General features: G+C 72.7%; 17 protein-coding genes and 2 pseudogenes. 6 read left to right on the top strand and 13 right to left on the bottom strand.

The genetic code is table 11. From position 1 onward, the window contains the following. Positions 1-30: 30 nt before the first annotated feature. A complete protein-coding gene (gene argH, locus ACFC09_RS08915) occupies positions 31-1,464 on the bottom strand; it encodes an argininosuccinate lyase (protein ID WP_376525164.1) in 1,434 nt (477 codons plus the stop codon). A 127-nt stretch (positions 1,465-1,591) separates the two neighbouring features. Then, positions 1,592-2,785 carry an argininosuccinate synthase gene (locus ACFC09_RS08920; protein WP_376525165.1) on the bottom strand — a complete coding sequence of 398 codons (1,194 nt, stop codon included), beginning with the start codon at positions 2,783-2,785 and terminating at the stop codon, positions 1,592-1,594. Between the two features lie 281 nt (positions 2,786-3,066). Here ACFC09_RS08920 and ACFC09_RS08925 point away from each other — a divergent pair, with 281 nt between their 5' ends. Both ACFC09_RS08925 and ACFC09_RS08930 read left to right on the top strand, forming a co-directional pair. Next, positions 3,067-3,654, top strand: coding sequence for a pyridoxamine 5'-phosphate oxidase family protein (locus ACFC09_RS08925; protein WP_376525167.1), 588 nt, complete (start codon positions 3,067-3,069; stop codon positions 3,652-3,654). A gap of 3 nt (positions 3,655-3,657) precedes the next feature. Then, positions 3,658-4,372: pseudogene (locus ACFC09_RS08930) on the top strand (L,D-transpeptidase). Positions 4,373-4,816: 444 nt separating this feature from the next. Here ACFC09_RS08930 and ACFC09_RS08935 read toward each other — a convergent pair. Together ACFC09_RS08935 and ACFC09_RS08940 are read right to left on the bottom strand one after the other, a co-directional pair. Continuing rightward, a pseudogene (locus tag ACFC09_RS08935) lies at positions 4,817-6,280 on the bottom strand (sensor histidine kinase); the annotation flags it as partial. 29 nt (positions 6,281-6,309) lie between these two features. Next, positions 6,310-7,050 carry a response regulator transcription factor gene (locus ACFC09_RS08940; RefSeq protein ID WP_376525168.1) on the bottom strand — a complete coding sequence of 247 codons (741 nt, stop codon included), beginning with the start codon at positions 7,048-7,050 and terminating at the stop codon, positions 6,310-6,312. Between the two features lie 171 nt (positions 7,051-7,221). Between ACFC09_RS08940 and ACFC09_RS08945 the strand changes: the two genes are divergently transcribed. The 3 genes from ACFC09_RS08945 to ACFC09_RS08955 all read left to right on the top strand — a co-directional run bounded on the left by ACFC09_RS08945 (position 7,222) and on the right by ACFC09_RS08955 (position 9,970). Beyond that, positions 7,222-8,574, top strand: coding sequence for a ferric reductase-like transmembrane domain-containing protein (locus ACFC09_RS08945; protein WP_376525169.1), 1,353 nt, complete (start codon positions 7,222-7,224; stop codon positions 8,572-8,574). 120 nt (positions 8,575-8,694) lie between these two features. Continuing rightward, positions 8,695-9,177, top strand: a complete 483-nt coding sequence (locus ACFC09_RS08950; protein WP_376525170.1) for an FMN-binding protein — start codon at positions 8,695-8,697, stop codon at positions 9,175-9,177. Further along, on the top strand, positions 9,170-9,970 hold the full coding sequence (locus tag ACFC09_RS08955) for an FAD:protein FMN transferase (RefSeq protein WP_376525172.1): 801 nt from the start codon (positions 9,170-9,172) through the stop codon (positions 9,968-9,970). Before ACFC09_RS08950 ends, ACFC09_RS08955 begins: the two co-directional genes overlap by 8 nt. Before the next feature lie 231 nt (positions 9,971-10,201). On the opposite strand, the gene ACFC09_RS08960 is transcribed toward ACFC09_RS08955, so the two are convergent. From ACFC09_RS08960 to ACFC09_RS08995, 8 genes are read right to left on the bottom strand one after another with little or no spacing between them, the layout of a single operon-like run. Continuing rightward, a complete protein-coding gene (locus tag ACFC09_RS08960) occupies positions 10,202-10,771 on the bottom strand; it encodes an arginine repressor (protein WP_376525174.1) in 570 nt (189 codons plus the stop codon). Between the two features lie 7 nt (positions 10,772-10,778). After that, on the bottom strand, positions 10,779-11,978 hold the full coding sequence (locus tag ACFC09_RS08965; RefSeq protein WP_376525175.1) for an acetylornithine transaminase: 1,200 nt from the start codon (positions 11,976-11,978) through the stop codon (positions 10,779-10,781). Next, positions 11,975-12,889 carry an acetylglutamate kinase gene (gene argB, locus ACFC09_RS08970; RefSeq protein ID WP_376525176.1) on the bottom strand — a complete coding sequence of 305 codons (915 nt, stop codon included), beginning with the start codon at positions 12,887-12,889 and terminating at the stop codon, positions 11,975-11,977. Before argB ends, ACFC09_RS08965 begins: the two co-directional genes overlap by 4 nt. Continuing rightward, the gene (argJ, locus tag ACFC09_RS08975; protein ID WP_376525178.1) at positions 12,886-14,037 is read right to left on the bottom strand and encodes a bifunctional glutamate N-acetyltransferase/amino-acid acetyltransferase ArgJ; all 1,152 of its coding nucleotides are present in this window, start codon (positions 14,035-14,037) and stop codon (positions 12,886-12,888) included. The genes argB and argJ overlap by 4 nt, the downstream gene beginning before the upstream one ends. Next, on the bottom strand, positions 14,034-15,062 hold the full coding sequence (gene argC, locus ACFC09_RS08980) for an N-acetyl-gamma-glutamyl-phosphate reductase (RefSeq protein ID WP_376525180.1): 1,029 nt from the start codon (positions 15,060-15,062) through the stop codon (positions 14,034-14,036). The genes argJ and argC overlap by 4 nt, the downstream gene beginning before the upstream one ends. Positions 15,063-15,116: 54 nt before the next feature. After that, positions 15,117-15,575, bottom strand: a complete 459-nt coding sequence (locus ACFC09_RS08985) for a GtrA family protein (protein ID WP_376525181.1) — start codon at positions 15,573-15,575, stop codon at positions 15,117-15,119. Beyond that, complete coding sequence (locus ACFC09_RS08990; protein WP_376525183.1) at positions 15,575-16,525, bottom strand: glycosyltransferase family 2 protein; 951 nt, start codon at positions 16,523-16,525, stop codon at positions 15,575-15,577. The genes ACFC09_RS08985 and ACFC09_RS08990 overlap by 1 nt, the downstream gene beginning before the upstream one ends. Positions 16,526-16,548: 23 nt before the next feature. Next, on the bottom strand, positions 16,549-19,188 hold the full coding sequence (locus tag ACFC09_RS08995; RefSeq protein ID WP_376525184.1) for a YfhO family protein: 2,640 nt from the start codon (positions 19,186-19,188) through the stop codon (positions 16,549-16,551). Positions 19,189-19,723: 535 nt separating this feature from the next. Here ACFC09_RS08995 and ACFC09_RS09000 point away from each other — a divergent pair. Further along, positions 19,724-20,197 carry a DUF6314 family protein gene (locus ACFC09_RS09000; RefSeq protein WP_376525186.1) on the top strand — a complete coding sequence of 158 codons (474 nt, stop codon included), beginning with the start codon at positions 19,724-19,726 and terminating at the stop codon, positions 20,195-20,197. Here the strand turns inward: ACFC09_RS09000 and ACFC09_RS09005 are convergent. Next, positions 20,179-20,772 carry a histidine phosphatase family protein gene (locus ACFC09_RS09005; protein ID WP_376525187.1) on the bottom strand — a complete coding sequence of 198 codons (594 nt, stop codon included), beginning with the start codon at positions 20,770-20,772 and terminating at the stop codon, positions 20,179-20,181. The genes ACFC09_RS09000 and ACFC09_RS09005 overlap by 19 nt on opposite strands. Positions 20,773-20,822 lie beyond the last annotated feature (50 nt).

Consider the following 20,822-nt stretch of genomic DNA (forward strand, 5'->3'; position numbering starts at 1 on the left):
GCGCGGGGCGGGCCGGTGCCCGCCCCGGTGTCACTTCGCGTTCTTGGCGACGGCCCACGCGTGCTGGGCCACCACGTCCGCCTTGACCTCGGCCAACTGGACGGCGACCGCGGCCGGTGCCGTCCCGCCGCGGCCGTCGCGGGAGGCAAGGGCGCCGGGGACGTCGAGGACCGTGCGGACCTCGGGGGTGAGGTGGGCGGAGATCTTCGCGAACTGCTCGTCGGTCAGTTCGTCCAGCTCCTTGCCCTCGGCCTCGGCGGTCTTCACGCACTCGCCGGCCACCTCGTGCGCGACCCGGAAGGGCACGCCCTGCTTGACCAGCCACTCGGCGATGTCGGTGGCGAGTGAGAAACCGGCCGGGGCCAGCTCCTGCATGCGCTCGCGGTTGACCGTGAGGGTGGCCATCATGCCGGTGAAGGCCGGCAGCAGCACTTCGAGCTGGTCGCAGGAGTCGAAGACCGGCTCCTTGTCCTCCTGGAGGTCGCGGTTGTAGGCCAGCGGGAGCGCCTTGAGGGTGGCGAGGAGGCCGGTCAGGTTGCCGATCAGCCGGCCGGACTTGCCGCGGGCCAGCTCGGCGATGTCCGGGTTCTTCTTCTGCGGCATGATCGACGAGCCGGTGGAGAACGCGTCGTGCAGCGTCACGAAGGAGAACTCCTTCGTGTTCCAGATGATGACCTCCTCCGCGATCCGGGAGAGGTCGACGCCGATCATCGCGGTGATGAAGGCGAACTCGGCCACGAAGTCGCGGGAGGCCGTGCCGTCGATGGAGTTGCCCACGCTGCCGTGCTCGAAGCCCAGGTCCGCGGCCACCGCCTCCGGGTCGAGACCGAGCGAGGAGCCAGCCAGGGCCCCCGCGCCGTACGGCGACACGGCCGTCCGCTCGTCCCACTGGCGCAGCCGCTCGGCGTCCCGGGACAGGGCCTGGACGTGCGCGAGGACATGGTGGGCGAACAGCACCGGCTGGGCGTGCTGGAGGTGGGTGCGACCGGGCATCGCCACGTCGGGGTGGGCCTCGGCCAGGCCGATCAGCGCGTCCTGGAGCCCGGCGATCAGGCCGCCGATGATCCGGGCGTGGTCCCGCAGATACATCCGGAACAGCGTGGCGATCTGGTCGTTGCGCGAGCGGCCCGCGCGGAGCTTGCCGCCGAGGTCCGGGCCGAGCCGCTCCAGCAGGCCGCGTTCCAGAGCGGTGTGGACGTCCTCGTCGGCGATGGTGCCGACGAAGGAGCCGTCCGCCACGTCCGCCTCCAGCCGGTCGAGACCGGCGGTCATCCGGGTCAGCTCGTCCTCGGTGAGGAGCCCCGCCTTGTGCAGCACGCGCGCGTGGGCACGCGAACCGGCGATGTCGTAGGGGGCGAGCCGCCAGTCGAAGTGGACGGACGCGGACAGCTTCGCCAGGGCCTCGGCGGGACCGTCCGCGAACCGGCCGCCCCAGAGCCGGACGTCACCGCTGTTGCTGCTCACTTGCGTTGCTCCTAGGAGAGACCTGTGGGAGAGGTGGATGTGGATGTGGATGTGCCGCCGCCTCCCCACTCGGACACAAGTGAGGAGGCGGGTGTCAGGCCGGTGCGGCTGGGGTGCCGTCAGGCGCTCACGCCAGGTCGCGCTTGGCCGCGATCTTCGACGACAGACTGTAGATGTCGATGAAGCCCCGGGCGGCGGACTGGTCGAACGAGTCGCCCGTGTCGTAGGTCGCCAGGTTGAAGTCGTACAGCGACTGGTCGGAGCGGCGGCCGGTGACCACGGCGCGGCCGCCGTGCAGGGTCATCCGGACGTCGCCGGAGACGCACTGGTTGGCCTCGTCGATGAAGCCGTCCAGGGCGCGCTTGAGCGGGGAGAACCACTGGCCGTCGTAGACCAGCTCGCCCCAGCGCTGCTCGACCTGGCGCTTGTAGCGGGCCAGTTCGCGCTCGACGGTGACGTTCTCCAGCTCCTGGTGGGCGGTGATCAGGGCGATGGCGCCCGGAGCCTCGTACACCTCGCGGGACTTGATGCCCACGAGCCGGTCCTCGACCATGTCGATCCGGCCGATGCCCTGGGCGCCGGCGCGCTCGTTGAGCTGCTGGATGGCCTGGAGGACGGTGACGGGCTTGCCGTCGACGGCGACCGGGACGCCCTCCTTGAAGGTGACGATCACCTCGTCGGCCTCGCGGGGCTCGGCCGGGTTGGAGGTGTACTCGTAGATGTCCTCGATCGGGGCGTTCCAGATGTCCTCCAGGAAGCCCGTCTCGACGGCGCGTCCGAAGACGTTCTGGTCGATGGAGTACGGGGACTTCTTGGTGGTGGCGATCGGGAGCTGCTTCTGCTCGCAGAAGGCGATCGCCTTGTCGCGGGTCATCGCGTAGTCGCGGACCGGGGCGATGCACTTGAGGTCGGGGGCGAGGGCGACGATGCCGGCCTCGAAGCGGACCTGGTCGTTGCCCTTGCCGGTGCAGCCGTGGGCGACCGTGGTCGCGCCGTGCTTCTTGGCCGCGGCCACCAGGTGCTTGACGATCGTCGGCCGGGACAGCGCGGACACCAGCGGGTAGCGGTCCATGTACAGCGCGTTGGCCTTGATCGCCGGGAGGCAGTAGCCGTCGGCGAACTCGTCCTTGGCGTCCGCGACCTCGGCCTCGACGGCGCCGCAGGCGAGGGCGCGCTTGCGGATGACGTCCAGGTCCTCGCCGCCCTGGCCGACGTCGACCGCAACGGCGATGACCTCGGCGCCCGTCTCCTCGGCGATCCAGCCGATGGCGACAGAGGTGTCCAGACCGCCTGAGTAGGCGAGTACGACGCGCTCGGTCACGGGTTTCTCCTCACAGTGCACTGGCTGACATGCATGAGTATGCAGCACTCTGCATGATTCGTCAATCCGGGTGGGGGGAGGTGGCGCGTCGCACGGCTCGGGGCGCACCGGACACCGGAGAGCGGATGCCGGGCACCGGGTGACGGGCGCCGTGCTGCCGGCTCCGGGCCCCCGTGCGCCGGGGACCGCGGCGGGGACGGCGCCGGCCACCATCCACTCCCGGCCGGATGGCGCGTTTTTTTCTTCGACCTCCGAACGGATTACGGCAATACTCGGCAGACATGGGAAAGACTTATGAACGCATCGACGGCAGACTCCGCACGTTCATCGAGGAACAGCCCCTCTTCTTCACCGCCACCGCCCCACTCTCCGGCGAGGGCACGGTGAACCTCTCCCCCAAGGGCCTCAAGGGCTCCTTCGTGGTGGTCGACGCGCACACCGTCGCCTACCTCGACTTCGCCGGGTCGAACGCCGAGACGGTCGCCCATCTGCGGGAGAACGGCCGCATCACGCTGATGTGGTGCGCCTTCCAGGGCCCGCCGAACATCGTCCGGGTGCACGGGCGGGGCGAACCGGTCTTCCGCGACGACCCGCGGTTCAAGGAACTGCTCGGGTACTTCCCGGACATCGACCCGACCCCGCACGGCCTGCGCGCGATCATCGTCGTACACGCCGAACTCGTCCGGGACACCTGCGGCTACGCGGTCCCCCTCATGGCGTACGAGGCCGACCGGGATCTGCACGAACGGCGCTTCGCGCGCGAGGACGACGCCTCACTGAACGACTACTTCACCAGGAAGGACCACGTGGCGAGCAGCCTGGACGGCCTGCCCGGACTGCCGTTGCCGCTGCCGCCGTCTACCGTCTGAGCCATGCGCCCAGGTGTCGTCGCCACCCTCGTCTCCGCGTCCCTCCTCGCGCTCGGTGCGGCGCCCGCCACCGCCGGGGCGCGCCCGCTGCCGGCCGGCATGGCCGACACCGGGGGCGGCACCCAGCTGATCACCGCCGAGGCGCCGCGCACCGGCGCGACCAAGGGCACCGTCACCTGGTGGGACCGCCGGGGCGGGCGGTGGGTGCGGGCCGGATCGGCGCCGGCCCGGTTCGGCGCCGGGGGACTCGTCGAGGGCACGGCCCGCAAGCAGGGCACGAACACCACCCCGACCGGGCTGTACGACCTGCCGTTCGCCTTCGGCGTGCGGCCGGCACCGGCCGGCACCGGCCGGCACCTCCGTGCGGTACCGGCGGGTCCACGAGGATTCCTGGTGGTGCCAGGACACCGCGTCCCTCGCCTACAACCGCTGGACCGAACCCCGGCCGGCCGACTGCCGCGCCGCCGAGTCGGAGCACCTGATGGCGTACGGCACGCAGTACGCGCACGCGCTCGTCATCGGCTTCAACTACCGGCATCCCGTGCGCGGCCGGGGTGCCGGGATCTTCCTGCACGTCAACGGGCCGGGAGCGACCGCCGGCTGCGTGTCGGTGCCCGCCGACGCCATGCGCCGGATCCTCCGCTGGGCCCGCCCGGCGGCCCGGCCGCACATGGCGATCGGCACGACGGGCGGGGCCACGGCGATCACCCGGTACTGACACCGGCGCGCGCGGCCCCCGACGGTCGACCGGCACGGACACCGACCCACGCGGCCCCGACGATCAACCGGCACGGACACCGGCCCACGCGGCCCCGACGATCAACTGGCACCGGCGCCGGCCCGCGCGGCCGAGGGGTGACATGCCTCACCGCCGCCGGTCGGCCGGATCGCGGGCCGGACGCGGGACGCCGGTCGGCGGTGCCGACTCGGGGACCTGGTCAGGAACATCGGACGACGGTGCCGCGTGGCGGAGCGGACCGGGAACACCGGACGAGGACGCCGCGTCACGCACCCGATCAGGAACACCGGGCGGGGACGTCGAATCACGGACCCGATCAGGAACACCGGACGATCCAGCCGCGTAGGCACCACCCTCCGCAGGCGCGTCGTGGACCGCACCGGAAGCACCAGCCGGCCCTGGCGCGGTACCCCCCTGGCCCGCGGCCGGCAGCCGGACCGTGAACGTCGTGGCGCCCGGCCCGCTCTCCAGGTCCACGGCGCCGCCGTGCGCCTCGGTCACGGCCGCCACGATCGAGAGGCCGAGACCGGCGCCGCCGCCCGTGGCGTCCGTGCGGCGGCGGTGCTCGGCGCGGGTGAAACGTTCGAAGACGCCGGGGCGGATCTCCTCGGGCACGCCCGGCCCGGTGTCGTGGACGTGCAGCCGGACGGTCTCGCCGTCGGTCCGCAGGGACACCGTCACCTTCGTGCCGGCCGGTGTGTGCGACCGCGCGTTGGCCAGCAGGTTGGCCAGCACCTGTTGCAGGCGGTGGGCGTCCCCGGTCACCGTCACCGGTTCCTCGGGCAGCTCCAGCGCCCAGCCGTGGCCGGGGCCCGCGGCCCGCGCGTCCGCGACGGCATCCAGGACGAGGCGGGTGAGGTCGACGGGACGGCGCTCCAGGGGCCGTCCGGCGTCCAGCCGGGCGAGCAGCAGCATCTCGTCGACGATCTCGCCCATGCGCGCCGACTCGGCGGCGATCCGTTCCAGCGCCCGCGTCACTTCCGGGGGCACCGGTCCCGGATGCAGCAGGGCGAGTTCGGCGTGGCCGCGCACCGAGGCGACCGGGGTGCGCAGCTCGTGGCTGGCGTCGGCGGCGAAGCCGCGCAGCCGTTCCTCGCTCGCCTGCCGCTTGGTCAGCGCGTTCTCGACGTGGCCCAGCATGCGGTTGAAGGCGGTGGCGACCTGCCCCACCTCGCCGTGCGGGTCGGTCTGCGGGGCCCGCGCGGGCAGGGCGACCTCACCGCTGGCCAGCGGCAGCTCGCTGACCCGGGTGGCGGTCGCGGCGACCCGGGTCAGCGGCCGCAGCGACCAGCGCACCCACAGGGCGCCGGCCACGCCGGTGATCACCAGGGCACCGCCGAAGACGATCCCGGCGACCAGTTCGAGCTGGTGCACGGCGGACTGCAACGGTTCCAGCGGCAGCCCGGTGACCAGTACGTCACCGTCCTGGCCCGAGCAGGCGGCGACCCGGTAGGCGGCGTGCAGGGAGCCGAGGTCGACGGTGCGGGCCCGGCTGTCGAGGGGCAGGGCCGCGAGCCGCGCCTGGTCCGCGCCGGACAGGGCGACGGGGCGCAGGTTGGCGGTGGCGCTGCCGGAGGTCACGACGGCCGCGTTGGTGACGTGGCCGTCGACCAGGCGGGCGCCGAAGGTACCGGTCGCCTGGCGCCGGGTGTCGCCGTACTCGTCGCCGTCGTGGTCGTTGGGCGCCAGACCCTGGCCCTGATGCTCCAGGCTGGCCGGGAGCCGGCTCCCGACGTCGGTCAGCTGCTGATCGAGGCGGCGGGTGAGAAAGCCGTCCAGTTCGACGACCGCGGCCACCCCCACGGCGGCGCAGCTCACGGCGAGCAGCACCACGAGTCCGGCGATGAGCCGTGCCCGCAGGGTGCGCGGCCAGGACAGCCGCCGCAGCCCGCGCGCCACACCCCGCGCGATGGGCCTCACGGCAGCGCCGGCTTGATCAGATAGCCCGCACCGCGCACGGTGTGGATCATGGGCGCGCGGCCCGCGTCGATCTTCTTGCGCAGGTACGAGATGTACAGCTCGACCACATGGGCCTGACCGCCGAAGTCGTAGGACCACACCCGGTCGAGTATCTGCGCCTTGCTGAGCACCCGGCGCGGGTTGCGCATCAAAAAGCGCAGCAGTTCGAACTCGGTCGGGGACAGTTCGATCAGTTCGCCGGCCCGGGTCACCTCGCGGGCCTCCTCGTCCATCACCAGGTCGCCCACGGTCAGGCGCGGGCCCTCCTCCTGCTGCCGGGCCATGCCCGCGCGGCGCAGCACTCCGCGCAGCCGGGCGACGACCTCCTCCAGGCTGAACGGCTTGGTGACGTAGTCGTCGCCGCCCGCGGTGATCCCGGCGATGCGGTCCTCCACGGCGTCCCGCGCGGTGAGGAAGAGCACACAGACGTCGGGCTTCACCTCGTGCAGACCGCGCAGCACGGCGAAGCCGTCGGTGTCCGGGAGCAGCACGTCGAGGACGACCGCGTCCGGCCCGAGGTCGCGGGCCGCCGCGAGCGCCGACGCGCCGTCGCCGGCCGCGCGGACCTGCCAGCCCTCGTAGCGCAGCGCGCCGGTGAGCACCTCTGCGAGATCGGGGTCGTCGTCGACGACGAGGACACGCAGGGGGGTGCCGTCGGGACGGGTCAGGGCGGGGCGGCCGGAGCGGGTGGTGTTCATCTCGCCCTCCAGCATCGCCGGTGCCGCGCGGCGGCGGAAACCGGTGAAGCTCTGAGTTTCCTCTGAGTCCGCTGCGCGCGGCCGAGCTCTCAGGAGGCTCAGAGGTTCGGGCGGCATAGTGACGGCCCCGGCGGGAGAGCACGCTCGGCCCCGCGGACGAAAGGACGCAGCATGGCAGCGGTGCACGAGCGGCGGACGGCACGGCCGGCTCCGCCCGCTCACCGGCGCTCCCCCGCGGTCCGGGTCCTGGTGCCGCTGTGGGCCGGCGCGGCGGCCGTGCTCGCCCTGTGGTGGACGGGCACGGGCTCGGTCATCGGCGCGGCGGGCTGGCTCACCGGAGGCGGGCGGATCGCCGGACTGCTGTGCGGTTACACCTGCGCGGTGCTGGTCGGGCTGATGGCGCGGGTGCCGTTCCTTGAGGTGCGGGTCGGCTCGGACCGGGTGGCGCGCTGGCACGCGATGGCGGGCCGGTACACGGTCTGTCTGCTGGTCGCGCACGTCGTGCTGGTCCTGGCCGGGTACGCCGCGCAGGACCACGCCTCCCTGGTCAAGGAGGCGGTCGGCGTCGTCCTGGACTACCCGGACATGCTGAAGGCGACCACCGGCGGGGTGCTGCTGTGCGCGGTGGGCGTCGTCTCGGCCCCTGCCGTGCGCCGCCGCACCGGATACGAGTTCTGGTACTACACGCACCTGCTGACGTACGCCGCCGTCTTCCTCGCCTTCTTCCACCAGCTGACGCTGGGCGAGGCGTTCATCGGCAGGCCCGCGGCGGCCGCCGCCTGGTACGTGCTCTACCTGGGGGTGGCCGCGCTGGTGGGGTGGTACCGGATCCTCACCCCGATCCGGCTCAACCTGCGGCACCGGCTGCGGGTGGAGTCGGTGCACAAGGAGGCACCGGGTGTGTACTCCGTCGTCGTCCGCGGCCGACGGCTGGACGACCTGGGCGCACGGCCGGGGCAGTTCCTGCGCTGGCGGTTCCTCGGCGCCGGTCTGGGCTGGACGTCGACGCCGTACTCCCTGTCGGCGCCGCCGCGCCCGGACCTGCTGCGGGTCACGGTCAAGGCGCTGGGCGGGCACAGCGGCGCGGTACGGCGGCTGCGTCCGGGCACCCGGGTGTGGGCGGAGGGTCCGTACGGCTCCCTGACCGCGGACCGGCGCACCGCGCACCGGTCACTGCTGATCGCCGGCGGCGTCGGCATCACCCCGCTGCGGGCGCTGTTCGAGACGCTGCCCGGTGATGTCACGCTGCTCTACCGGGCGCGCACGGCCGAGGACCTCGCCCTGGGCGGCGAGCTGGAGGCCATCGCACGGTGGCGCGGGGCGACGGTGCACTACGCGCTCAACGGGGCCGACGGCGCGCGCCCCGGACTGACCGCGGACGCGCTGCGCACCGCGTATCCGGGGCTCGCCGGGCACGACGTGTACCTGTGCGGTCCGCCGGGCTTCGCGGAGGACGTGTACGCGCAACTGCGTGCCGCGGGGGTGCCGGACCGCCGTATCCATCACGAGTCGTTCGAGCTGTGACAGGAGTGCGTGAGAGGAGTGCGTGAGAGGAGTGCGTGAGAGGAGTGGGAGGACAGTGAGCGACACGAGGGCACCCGGAGTCATGGGGGCCGTGCGCGGCCCAGGTGCGGTGAGGCCGCCGTGCACGGGCTGAGGAGGACCCGGCCGCTGCGCCGCGTGGTGCTGGCGAGCGTGGCGACCGTGTGCGGCACGGTGCTGCTGCTGGCCCTGAAGCCGCACACGAACCACCCGGTGGCGGCCGGTGCCCCGGTGGCAGGCGCCCCCGCGCCCCCGGCGCCCGTGCCGTCGGGCGGGGCGAGCGGGTCGGCGACGGCTCCGGCCACCGGCAGCAGGACCGTCACCGGTGACACGGCGCAGACCCGCTACGGCCCGGTCCAGGTGCGCGTCGTCGTGCGCAGCGGCCGGCTCACCGACGTCACGGCCGTCGTGTACCCGCAGGAGAGCCCGCGCGACGCGCAGATCAGCGCCGACGCCCTGCCCCAGCTGCGGCAGGAGGCGCTGGCCGCGCAGAGCGCGCAGATCGACACCGTCTCGGGCGCGACCTACACCAGCGACGGCTACCGGCAGTCCCTCCAGTCGGCGCTGGACAAGGCCGATGGCTGACCCGTCGGAGGGACCCGCACAGGCTCCCGCCGCGATACGGCACGCGGAGGAGGTCATGGGCACGGTCTTCTCCTTCGACGTCCGCGGCGGGCGGCCCGGTGCGGTACGGGCGGCCCTGGACGAGGCGGTCGCCGGGCTGCACCGGGTCGACGCGGTGTTCAGCACGTACCGCGAGGACAGCCAGATCTCCCGGCTGGCCCGGACCGAACTGGCCGTGGCCGAGTGCGTTCCCGAGGTCGCCGAGGTGCTGGAACTGGCGGCCGAGGCGGAGCGGTTGAGCGCGGGATGGTTCAGCCCGACATACCGGGGACCGCTCGATCCGACCGGGATCGTCAAGGGCTGGGCCGCCGAGCGGGCCGCGCGGCGGATCGCCGCGACCGGTGTGCACGGGGTGAGCGTGAACGGCGGCGGGGACGTCCAGGTCTTCGGCACGCCCGAACCGCAGCGGCCCTGGCGGATCGGGGTGGCCGATCCGCTGCGGCCGGGCGGCCTTGCGGCGGTGGTGTCGGCCGCCGGGGCGGACCGGCTGGCGGTGGCGACCTCCGGGACGGCGGAGCGCGGGGCGCACATCACGGATCCGCGGACCGGGGAGCCCGCGGTGACCGACCTGGTGGCGGTGACCGTGGTGGCTCCCTGTCTGACCTGGGCGGACTGCTGGGCCACCGCGGCCTTCGCGATGGGTTCCCGAGCCGCTCTGCCGTGGCTCGCATCCCTGCCGCAGGTGGAGGCCCTGCTGATCACGGCCGACGGGGAGGCACACCGCACGGAGGGTCTGGCACCACACCTCCGGTGACCGCTAAGGGCACCGCCCTCAGCGGCACGGGGAACTGCGCGACCGGCTCCCGGCGCCCCGCATCCGACCGCAGGACACCACCACCGCCCCCTCCCGACCACCTCACCCCGCCCAGGGGCGCGGGGAGCTGTGCGGCCGACCCCCGACGCCCCGCACCCGCCGACGGCGCAGCCGCAGCAGTCCCCGCCCCGACTCCCCCGGTCCGCCAACTGCTCGCCCCGCCCGAAACCCTCAGTGACCGTTCTGCGCCAACCGCAGCAAGTGCCCCGCGAGCGCCTGTCCCCCGGTGGGCTCCCGGCTGATCAGCAGCACCGTGTCGTCGCCCGCGATCGTCCCGAGGATGTCGTGCAGTTCGGCCTGGTCGATGGCGGACGCGAGGAACTGCGCGGCCCCTGGAGGGGTCCGCAGGACCACGAGGTTGGCCGATGCCTCCGCGGAGATCAGCAGCTCCTGGGACAGGCGCCGCATCCGCTCCTCCTTGGCCGACCCCCCGAGCGGCGCGCGGGGCGTGCGGAACCCGCCCTCGCTCGGCACCGCGTAGATCAGGTCGCCGTCGGTGTTGCGGATCTTCACCGCGTTCAGCTCGTCCAGGTCCCGGGAGAGCGTCGCCTGGGTGACGCTCAGCCCGTCGTCGGACAGGAGCTTCGCCAACTGGCTCTGCGACCGCACCGGCTGCCGGTTGAGGATGTCCACGATCCGGCGGTGGCGTGCGGTGCGGGTCTGTGGCACGGCGGGCCCGGCGGCCTGCTCGGTGTCCTGCCCCTGCCCCTGGTCCTGCCCGTGGTCCTGCTCCTGACTCATCGTCGTCTCATTCTCCGGATCGTCCGTCCCCGCCCACTGCGTCGAGGATGCCGGGAAGCACCCGGAGGAACGCCTGCACCTCTTCGTCACCGACGATCAGCGGCGGCATCAGCCGCACGATGTCGGGGACGGGCGCGTTCACCAGGAGACCGGCCTCCTGAGCCGCCTGCTGGACCTGGGGCGCGAGCGGCTCGGTGAGCACGATACCCAGGAGCAGTCCGGCCCCCCGGACGTGGGCGATCAACGGGTGGCCGAGCGCCTCGATACCGTCCCGCAACCGCTCGCTCTGCCGCTTGACGTTCGCCAGCAACCCGTCGTTCGCGATGGTGTCGAGGACGGCGAGTCCGGCGGCGCAGGCCACCGGGTTGCCGCCGAAGGTCGTACCGTGCTGGCCGGGCCCGAGCAGGTCTGCGGCGCGGCCGAAGGCGACGGTGGCGCCCAGCGGCAGCCCGCCGCCGAGTCCCTTGGCGAGGGTGACGACGTCCGGCAGCACGCCTTCGTGGGCCTGGTACTCGAACCAGGTCCCGGTGCGGCCGACACCGGTCTGCACCTCGTCCAGGACCAGCAGCGCGCCGGTGGCCGCGGTGATCGCGCGGGCGGCCTTCAGATACCCGGCGGGCGGGACCACGACGCCGTTCTCGCCCTGGATCGGTTCGATGACGACGAGGGCGGTCTCCTCGGTGACCGCGGCGGCCAGTGCCTGCGCGTCGCCGTAGGGCACATGGGTGACGTCGCCGGGCAGCGGCCGGAACGGGTCCTGCTTGCCGGGCTGGCCGGTGAGGGCGAGGGCGCCCATCGTCCGGCCGTGGAAACCGCCGTCGGTGGCGACCATGTGGGTCCGCCCGGTGCGCCGGCCGATCTTGAACGCGCCTTCGTTGGCCTCGGCGCCGGAGTTGCAGAAGTACACCTTGCCGTCGCGGCCGAAGAGGTGCAGGAGCCGTTCGGCGAGGGCGACGGGCGGCTCGGCGATGAACAGGTTGGAGACATGGCCGAGGGAGGCGATCTGCCGGCTCACCGCCTCGACTACGGCCGGGTGGGCGTGGCCGAGCGCGTTGACCGCGATGCCGCCGACGAAGTCCAGGTACTCCTTGCCGTCGGCGTCCCACAGTCTGGCGCCGGCGCCGCGCACCAGCGGCAGCCGCGGGGTGCCGTAGTTGTTCATGAGCGCGCCCTGCCACCGCGCGGTCAGTTCCTGGTTGCCCGTCATGAGGCGTCCCCCTCCTGCTCGTCGGGCACGACCATGGTGCCGATGCCCTCGTCGGTGAAGATCTCCAGCAGGATCGAGTGCTGGACCCGGCCGTCGATGACCCGGGCGGTCCGCACACCGCCGCGCACGGCGTGCAGACAGCCCTCCATCTTCGGCACCATGCCGGCGGAGAGTTCCGGCAGCAGCTTCTCCAGTTGGGAAGCGGTGAGGCGGCTGATCACCTCATCGGAGTTCGGCCAGTCCTCGTACAGTCCCTCGACGTCCGTGAGGACCATGAGGGTTTCGGCGCCCAGTGCCGCGGCGAGCGCCGCGGCCACCGTGTCGGCGTTGACGTTGTAGACGTGCCCGTCGTCCTGGCTGCGGGCGATGGAGGAGACCACCGGGATCCGGCCGTCGGCGAGCAGTGCCTCGATCGCGCCCGTGTCGATCGCGGTGATCTCGCCCACCCGTCCGATGTCGATGCGTTCGCCGTCGATCTCCGGCCAGTGCTTGGTGGCGGTGATGGTGTGCGCGTCCTCGCCGGTGAGTCCCACGGCGAGCGGCCCGTGCTGGTTGAGCAGCCCCACCAGTTCGCGCTGCACCTGCCCGGCGAGCACCATGCGGACGACGTCCATGGCCTCCTCGGTGGTGACCCTCAGGCCCGCCTTGAACTCGCTGGCGATGCCGTGCTGGTCGAGCGCCGCGCTGATCTGCGGGCCGCCGCCGTGCACCACGACCGGCCTGAGGCCGGCGTGCCGCAGGAAGACCACGTCCTGGGCGAACGCGGCCTTCAGCTCCTCGTTCACCATGGCGTGGCCGCCGAACTTGACGACGATGGTCTTTCCATGGTGCCGGGTCAGCCAGGGCAGTGCCTCGACGAGGATCCGTGCCTTGGGCAGCGCGCTGTGTTTGCGGTTGGTTCCGGTGCTCATGAGCTGTAGGCGCTGTTCTCGTGTACGTAGTCGGCGGTCAGGTCGTTGGTCCAGATGGTGGCGGTCTCGGTGCCGGCCGACAGGTCGGCGACGATGTGCACCTCGCGGTAGCGCATGTCGACCAGCTCGCGGTCCTCGCCGACGCCGCCGTTCTTGCACACCCATACGCCGTTGATGGCGACGTTCAGCCGGTCGGGCTCGAAGGCGGCGGCCGTCGTGCCGATGGCGGACAGGACGCGGCCCCAGTTGGGGTCCTCGCCGTGGAGGGCGCACTTCAGGAGGTTGTTGCGGGCGATGGAACGGCCCACCTCGACGGCGTCGTCCTCGGTCGCGGCACCCACCACCTCGACCTTGATGTCCTTGCTCGCGCCCTCGGCGTCCCGGATGAGCTGCCGGCCGAGGTCGTCGCAGACCTGCCGTACGGCCTCGGCGAACTCCGGGTACCCAGGGGTGACGCCGGATGCACCGGAGGCGAGCAGCAGCACGGTGTCGTTGGTGGACATGCAGCCGTCGGAGTCGACCCGGTCGAAGGTGACCCGGGTGGCGGCGCGCAGCGCCCGGTCCAGGGTCTCGGCGTCGGCGTCGGCGTCGGTGGTGAGGACGACCAGCATGGTGGCGAGGCCGGGGGCGAGCATGCCGGCGCCCTTGGCCATGCCGCCGACGGTCCACCCTCCCCGGGTGACGACGGCCGTCTTGTGCACGGTGTCGGTGGTCTTGATGGCGATGGCGGCCTTCTCACCGCCGTGCTCGGACAGCTGGGCGGCGGCGGCCTCGACGCCCGGCAGGACCTTGTCCATGGGCAGGAGTTCGCCGATCAGGCCGGTGGAGCAGACCGCCACCTCGACGGCGCCCCGGCCGAGGACCTCGGCCGTCTTCTCGGCGGTGGCGTGCGTGTCCTGGAAGCCCTGAGGACCGGTGCAGGCGTTGGCGCCACCGGAATTGAGGACGACGGCCGACACCTGGCCGCTCCTGAGGACCTGCTCGGACCAGAGCACCGGTGCGGCCTTCACGCGGTTGGAGGTGAAGACGCCCGCGGCGGAGCGGCGGGGCCCGTCGTTGACCACGAGGGCCAGGTCCGGGTTGCCGTTCTCCTTGATCCCGGCGGCGACACCCGCCGCCGTGAATCCCTTGGCTGCCGTGACACTCACGGTGCGACTCCGATCGTGGAAAGCCCCGTGGTCTCGTCGAGCCCCAGGGCGATGTTCATGCTCTGGACGGCACCGCCCGCGGTGCCCTTGGTCAGATTGTCGATGGCGCTGATCGCGATGATGCGTCCCACGGCGGCGTCGTACGCGACCTGTACCTGAACGGCGTTGGAACCGTGGACGGACGCCGTGGCCGGCCACTGTCCCGCGGGCAGCAGGTGGACGAAGGGTTCGTCGGCGAATGCCTTCTCGTAGACGGAGCGCACCGACTCGGCGGTGACCCCCTCGTGCGCCTTCGCGCTGCACGTGGCGAGGATGCCGCGGGGCATCGGCGCGAGGGTCGGCGTGAAGGAGACGGCGACCCGCTCGCCCGCCGCGGCGCTGAGGTTCTGGATCATCTCGGGCGTGTGCCGGTGGCCGCCCCCGACGCCGTACGGCGACATGGACCCCATGACCTCGCTGCCCAGCAGGTGCGGCTTGGGGGTCCGGCCCGCGCCGGAGGTGCCGGAGGCGGCGACGATCACGGCCTCGGGCTCGGCGAGGCCCGCCGTGTACGCGGGGAAGAGGGCGAGGGAGACGGCGGTCGGGTAGCAGCCGGGCACCGCGATCCGCTTGGACCCGGTGAGCGCGGCGCGGGCACCCGGCAGTTCGGGCAGTCCGTAGGGCCAGGTGCCGGCGTGTTCGGAGGCGTAGAACCGCTCCCAGTCGGCGGGGTCGTGCAGCCTGAAGTCGGCGCCCATGTCGATGACGAGGACGTCGGGTCCCAGTTGCTCGGCGACGGCGGCGGACTGCCCGTGGGGCAGTGCGAGGAACACCACGTCGTGTCCGGCCAGGGCCGCCGGGGTGGTCGCCGTCAGCACCCGGTCGGCCAGCGGCGGCAGGTGCGGCTGGAGCGCGCCGAGCCGCTGGCCCGCGTTGGTGTTGGCGGTCAGGGCACCGATCTCGACCTCGGGGTGCGCCAGGAGCAGCCGCAGGACCTCTCCGCCCGCATACCCGCTCGCTCCGGCCACCGCCGCACGTACCGTCATGTCACCCTCCTCTGGATGGCATGACTATACGTTTCTTTGCACGTTTATGCAATCCTATGCAGCGGCGTCCCCCTCGGACGCCCGCGGCATCATGACCCAGCGGGAGACCACGAAGGTCACCGGAATCGCCGCCATGGAGGCGAGCAGCGGCGCGAACCGGCTGCCCGCGTGCAACACGTCGACGATCACGTACACACCTACCGTGGTGATCACGAAATTCGTGGCATTGGTCAGCGGGAACAGCAGGAATTTCCGCCAGGTCGGCCGTGTCCGATAGGTGAAGCGGGCATTGAGGAAAAAGGACCCGACCATGCTGAGCAGGAATGCCAGCACATGCGCGAAGAGGTAGGGCAGTCGCATGAGGAACAGCAGATAGAGGCCGTAGTACGTGCCCGTGTTCACGACGCCGACGGCGGCGAAGGTGATGATCTGCCGCGGCAGGGGGCGGGTGGCGGGGCCGGTTCCGGGCCGGGGCGCCGGACGGGGCGTGCGGCGGGTCGTCGCGGTACGCATCAGGGGATGAGGTCTTTCGTCCGTTCCACGTTGGTCGCCTTCACCAGGAAGTGCGGGCGCCGCTTGACCTCGTAGTAGATCCGGCCGATGTACTCACCGATGACCCCGAGCATGATCATCTGTACTCCGGCGAGGGCGGTCACGGCGGTGATCGTGGTGACGTAGCCGGGTGCGGTCACGCCGTTGACGAGCGCGGAGCCCACGATCCAGGCCGTGTATACACCCGCCAGCAGCACCAGGCCAAGCCCGAGGTGGAGAGCGGCGCGCAGCGGACGGTTGTTGAAGGACAGCAGGCCGTCGAGACCGTAGTTGAGCAGGCTGCGCAGCGTCCAGGAGCTGCGGCCGTGTTCGCGCAGCGCGTTCTCGTACTCGAAGGTGGTGCTGGGGAAGCCCACCCAGGCGAACAGGCCCTTGGAGAAGCGGTTGTACTCGGTGAGGTCCAGCACCGCGTCCACCACGCGCCGGGACATCAGCCGGAAGTCGCCGACGCCGTCCACGAGTTCCACGTCGACGAGCCGGTTGATCAGCCGGTAGTACAGGCGGGCGGTGAAGGTGCGGGTGAACCGGTCACCGGCTCGGGTCCGCCTGGCTATGACCTGGTCGTAGCCCTGGCCGCGCAGCTCCACCATGCGCTTGATCAGCTCCGGCGGGTGCTGGAGGTCGGCGTCCATGACGATCACGCAGTCCCCGGTGGCGTGCCGCAGACCGGCGAGCAGCGCCGACTCCTTGCCGAAGTTGCGGCTGAAGGAGACGTAGCGCACCCGGGCGTCCAGGTCGGCCAGTTCCTTCAGGACGGTGAGCGTGCGGTCGCGGCTGCCGTCGTCGACGTACACGAACTCCATGTCGTGGCCGAGCGGCAGCAGTTCCTCCGCGATCTTCTGCACCGCCTCGTGGAAGCGCCCGAGGACGTCCTCCTCGTTGTAACAGGGCGCGACGATCGAGATGAGCATGGGTTCTTTCCCCCTGGTGCGGGTCACGGAGCGTGGGTGAGGGGCTCGGACGGTCGGACGGTGGCCGGCTGCGGTGCCGTGGCACGCCGCCGGCGGACGGCGCCGAAGACGCCGAGGACGATCAGGCCCAGCAGCGCGGCGCCGCCCACCGCCGAGCCCAGCCGCAGTCCCGGCGGGTGGAACGTGCAGGTGAGGCTGGTCGCGGAGCCGTCCAGGGGAACCGCGATCAGCCCGTAGTACTCACCGGCCGGCCGCTGCTCGGCGTCGCCCGCCGCGCACCGCCAGCCGGCGATCCGGGGCGCCGCGACGACGGCCGTCCCCTTGCTGCCCGCGGGGAGTTCGGCGTGGATGGTGCCGTCGTCGACCCTCACCTCGGTGGCGGCGGTGGCCCGGAGCCCGTCGACCGCGGTGCGCAGGGCGGCGGTGTCCAGGCAGCCGACCGCGCCGTCCGGTATCCGGCTGGGCCGGTTCGGGGACAGCTCGATCTGCACCCGCCCGGAGGCCGGGACCCGGCCGAGCGGCTGCATGGCGGCGATCTTGGCGCCCTGGACGTCGGACCGGTACAGGGAGTCCGGGCCGCCGGTCAGCCGCGCCATGCCCGAGAAGTGCGGCGCCCACAGGAACACCTGGTCGCCGGGTGTGCAGCGAGCGGTGATCGCGGGCGGCGGCACGTCGGAGCCGCGGGCGGGGGCGGCGACGAGCAGCCCCGGCTGCGCGGCGCCACCGTGCTGCGGCGGCTTGCCGGTGCCGGTGCGCACCGTCTGGCGGGGCAGGGTGTAGACCCGGCTGCCGAGCAGGCGTTCCTGGTTGCGGTACGGCGACGGCCCGAAGGCGGAGACGTCGGCGCGCGCGGAGGTGCCGACAGGACGCACCGTCACCAGGGGCGGCACCTCCTGGCGGGAGACGGTCACCGGGCCGCCGCCCTTCGGCAGCCAGTGCTGGTGCGGGTCCGGCGGGTTGTGCACCCGCGCCCCGACGGAGAACACCGCGTCCGTGACCGGGTTGTCCAGGCTCTGCACGCTCCGGGCGTGCGAGGTCCAGCCGTCGCCGAGGGCGGTGAGCATGCGGCTGAGGACGTCGGAGGTGAGGCTGCTGTAGTACTGGGCGCCCTCGCCGCCCACCATCAGCGCGTCGTTGCCGACGGTCTGGTAGCGGCCCGGCTCGGTGCGGTAGCGGGGCCAGGCGTCGGCGCTCGCGATGGCGTCGGCCTCCCGCTGCTGCCGCTGGCCCCAGGGCGTGTAGTCGTCCAGGTGGTTCAGGCGCAGCCTGGTGGCCACGGCGGAGGTGGCGGCGGTCTCGCCGAGTTGCCCGCCGACGAGCAGGACGACGGCGCAGCCGGCCAGCACGGTGCGGCGGCGGGCGGCGGACGCGCCCCGGTCCGCCAGGACGAGCAGGGCGAGTCCGCCCAGCGCGCCCATCACGGCCAGCAGCAGCACCGCCCAGGTGTACGAGTGCACCAGTGCGCTGCCGCTCGCGATGGCGCAGATCAGGGCGAGCAGCGCGCTCGCCGCGCCCAGCGCCCGCCAGTCCGGCAGACCGTGGGAGAGCGCCTGCCAGCCGGCCATCACCAGCAGGGCGCACACGACGAACGCCTCCCGGTACGCGCTGCCCTGGGGGGTGGCGAAGGCGTGCCAGACCAGTTGCGTGGGGGCCCATTGCAGCGACAGGGTCACCGCGACCACCAGCACCGTCCATCCGGCGCGCACCCGGCGGGGCACCCCGCGGTGGAACGGCAGGGCGAGGGCGAGCAGCAGCGCGACGGCACTCACGTACAGGGCGGGGCTGCCGAAGCTGTACGTCGTCGGCAGCAGCCGGGCCAGCAGGTCCCGCAGCGCCACCGGGACGAACTGTCCCTCCTGGCCGGGGTAGGCGTGTTTGGTGCCGAAGTAGACGACCGCCACCAGCGGTGCGGCCAGGCCCATGCCGAGCGCGACCGTGCGGACCGCCCGGCCGACCGCGGCGAGGGCCTGGCGGCGGTCGAGTCCGGCGAGCAGCAGCCGCAGCAACAGCACCAGTCCCGCGGCGAGGGTGGCCATGTAGGCGGTGTAGAAGTTGGCGATCCAGGCGAGCGCGACGATCACCACGCCGAGCAGCGGGCGTCTGCGCTCCAGCGCCCACTCGCCGACCAGGCACAGCAGGGGCAGCGCGATCAGGCCGTCGAGCCACATCGGGTTGTAGTTGGCGACGGCGACGGCCCAGCCGCACAGGGCGTAGGAGGCGCCCAGCAGGCCCGCCGTCCACCAGCGGCCGCGGCGCAGCGCGAGCAGCAGGCAGGTCATGGCGGCGGCCGCGGCGGCCGTCTTCAGCACGGTGACGACGTACACCGCGAGATCGATCCGGTCCCGCGGGAACAGGCCGACGAGCAGGGCGAACGGGCTGCCGAGGTAGGTGCCGAGGTCGGGCAGGAAACTCGCGCCGAAGCCCGACTGCCAGTTGATGAGGAGCCCGCCCTGGGCCCGGCCGTGCAGCAGGTCCCAGAGGTGGGCGTGGAAGGGCACGTACTGGTTGCCCAGGTCGTTGACGTTGCGCGTACGGGGGCCGAACGGGTAGCTGCGGGCGATGGTGTCGGCCGCGCACAGCGCGGTGACGGTGATGGCCGCGGCTAGCAGGGCTGCGGTGCGCCCGGTGACGCGGCTGTCACCGGGCGGGGTCGGGCGGTGCATTCTCGGGAGGCCCCCAGGGCAATGACGGGACGCACACAGCGTCTCGGCCGGGGGCAGGAGTCCCCCGTATCTCGCTGATTCGCCGACTTAGACGGTCCCGGATTCCGGATGGTTGTGTCACTCCCGAAAAGTTATGCACAGAATTCCGAAAGCCCGCGCCAAGGGAAATCGCCAGCGACTTTCGATAAAACTATGGTTTTCGTAATGGTGTAGGGCAGATGAATAAGGGCGGGTCCGAGACGGGTCCGAGACGGGCCCGAGACGGGTCCGAGACGGGTCCGAGACGGGTCCACGGGGATGGAGCCCCTCGATGGGAACGGCGACGCGGACGTAGGGTCGACGGCATGGCCGCGCCGCCGCCGCACCGCCGGGGCCGCCCGGATGTCGCGGTGCGCGGGACGGCTCGTGGCGGGCGGCAGGGCAAGTGGCGGGCGGCACGGCAAGTGGCGGGCGGCACAGTTGTGGCGGGTCCGGCGAGGGCAGGAGACCCGCCGAGGGCGGGAGGCCCGGCTAGGGCACCGGGCCCGACGACGACATGACCAAGATCGAGGACGGTATGACGACGGGTGACGGGTTCTGGCCGGTGCCGGACGTGCTGGCGTACCTGGCCGGGCGCTGGCACGTGGAACGCACCGCGCGGGATCTGGCCGGCGGCGACGAGGGGCGTTTCGCGGGGAGCACCGTCTTCAGCGCGCTCCCGGACGGCGGGCTGCTGCACGAGGAGTCCGGCACGTTCACCTGGCGCGGGGTGTCGCGGCCCGCGGAGCGGACCCTGCGTTTCCTGCCGGGCGCCGCCGCGGGCACCGCGGACGTCCGCTTCGCCGACGGACGGCCCTTCCACGACCTGGACCTGGGCTCCGGCCGGCACGTCGCCGACCACCCGTGCGCGGCGGACCTCTACCGGGGCGAGTTCACCGTGCGGGACCACGACCACTGGCGCACGGTGTGGCGGGTCGGCGGGCCCGCGAAGGAGCTTCTCCTCGTCACCGACTACAGGCGCGACGGCTGAGCCGGCGGGCCGTCGACACGGAGGTTCCAGCGGCCCGCCCGGCCCGTGACCGTGGTCGCGGACAGCGGGCGGACGTCGATGTTCCAGTAGGTCGCGGGCGGCGCCTTGAGCACGTAGACAAGGGCCGCCCGGATCACGGAGGGCTCGGCCACGGCGACGATCCGGCCGCCGTCGTCGGCGGGACGGGTGTCCAGCCAGCCGCCGACCCGGGAGATGAAGGCCAGCAGCGACTCGCCGCCGTGCGGCGTGGAGCGCGGGTCGGCGAGCCAGGAGTCCACCGCGCCGGACTCCCGGGCCATCGCCTCGCCCAGGGTGAGCCCGCGCCAGCGGCCCATGTCGCAGTCGCGCAGGGCGAGTTGCACGAGCGGCGCGTATCCCAGGGCGTCGCCGGTGGCCCGGCTGCGGGGAGTCGGCGAGCAGTAGCGCAGCTCGGCCATGGCCAGCGGGCTCAGTTCCCCTGCGACCCGCAGCACCTCGTCCCAGCCCGCCCGGTCCAGCGGCCGGTCGTCCTCGAAGCGCTCCGCCAGCAGCGGTGAGTTGCGCGCGGCGGCGACGAACGTGACCCGAAGCGGCATGCCGTGATGGTGTGCCGTCCGCGCACCCGGGTCAAGGGGGGTCACCTGTG

It is taken from the genome of Streptomyces sp. NPDC056161, from assembly GCF_042268025.1.
GTDB lineage: Bacteria > Actinomycetota > Actinomycetes > Streptomycetales > Streptomycetaceae > Streptomyces.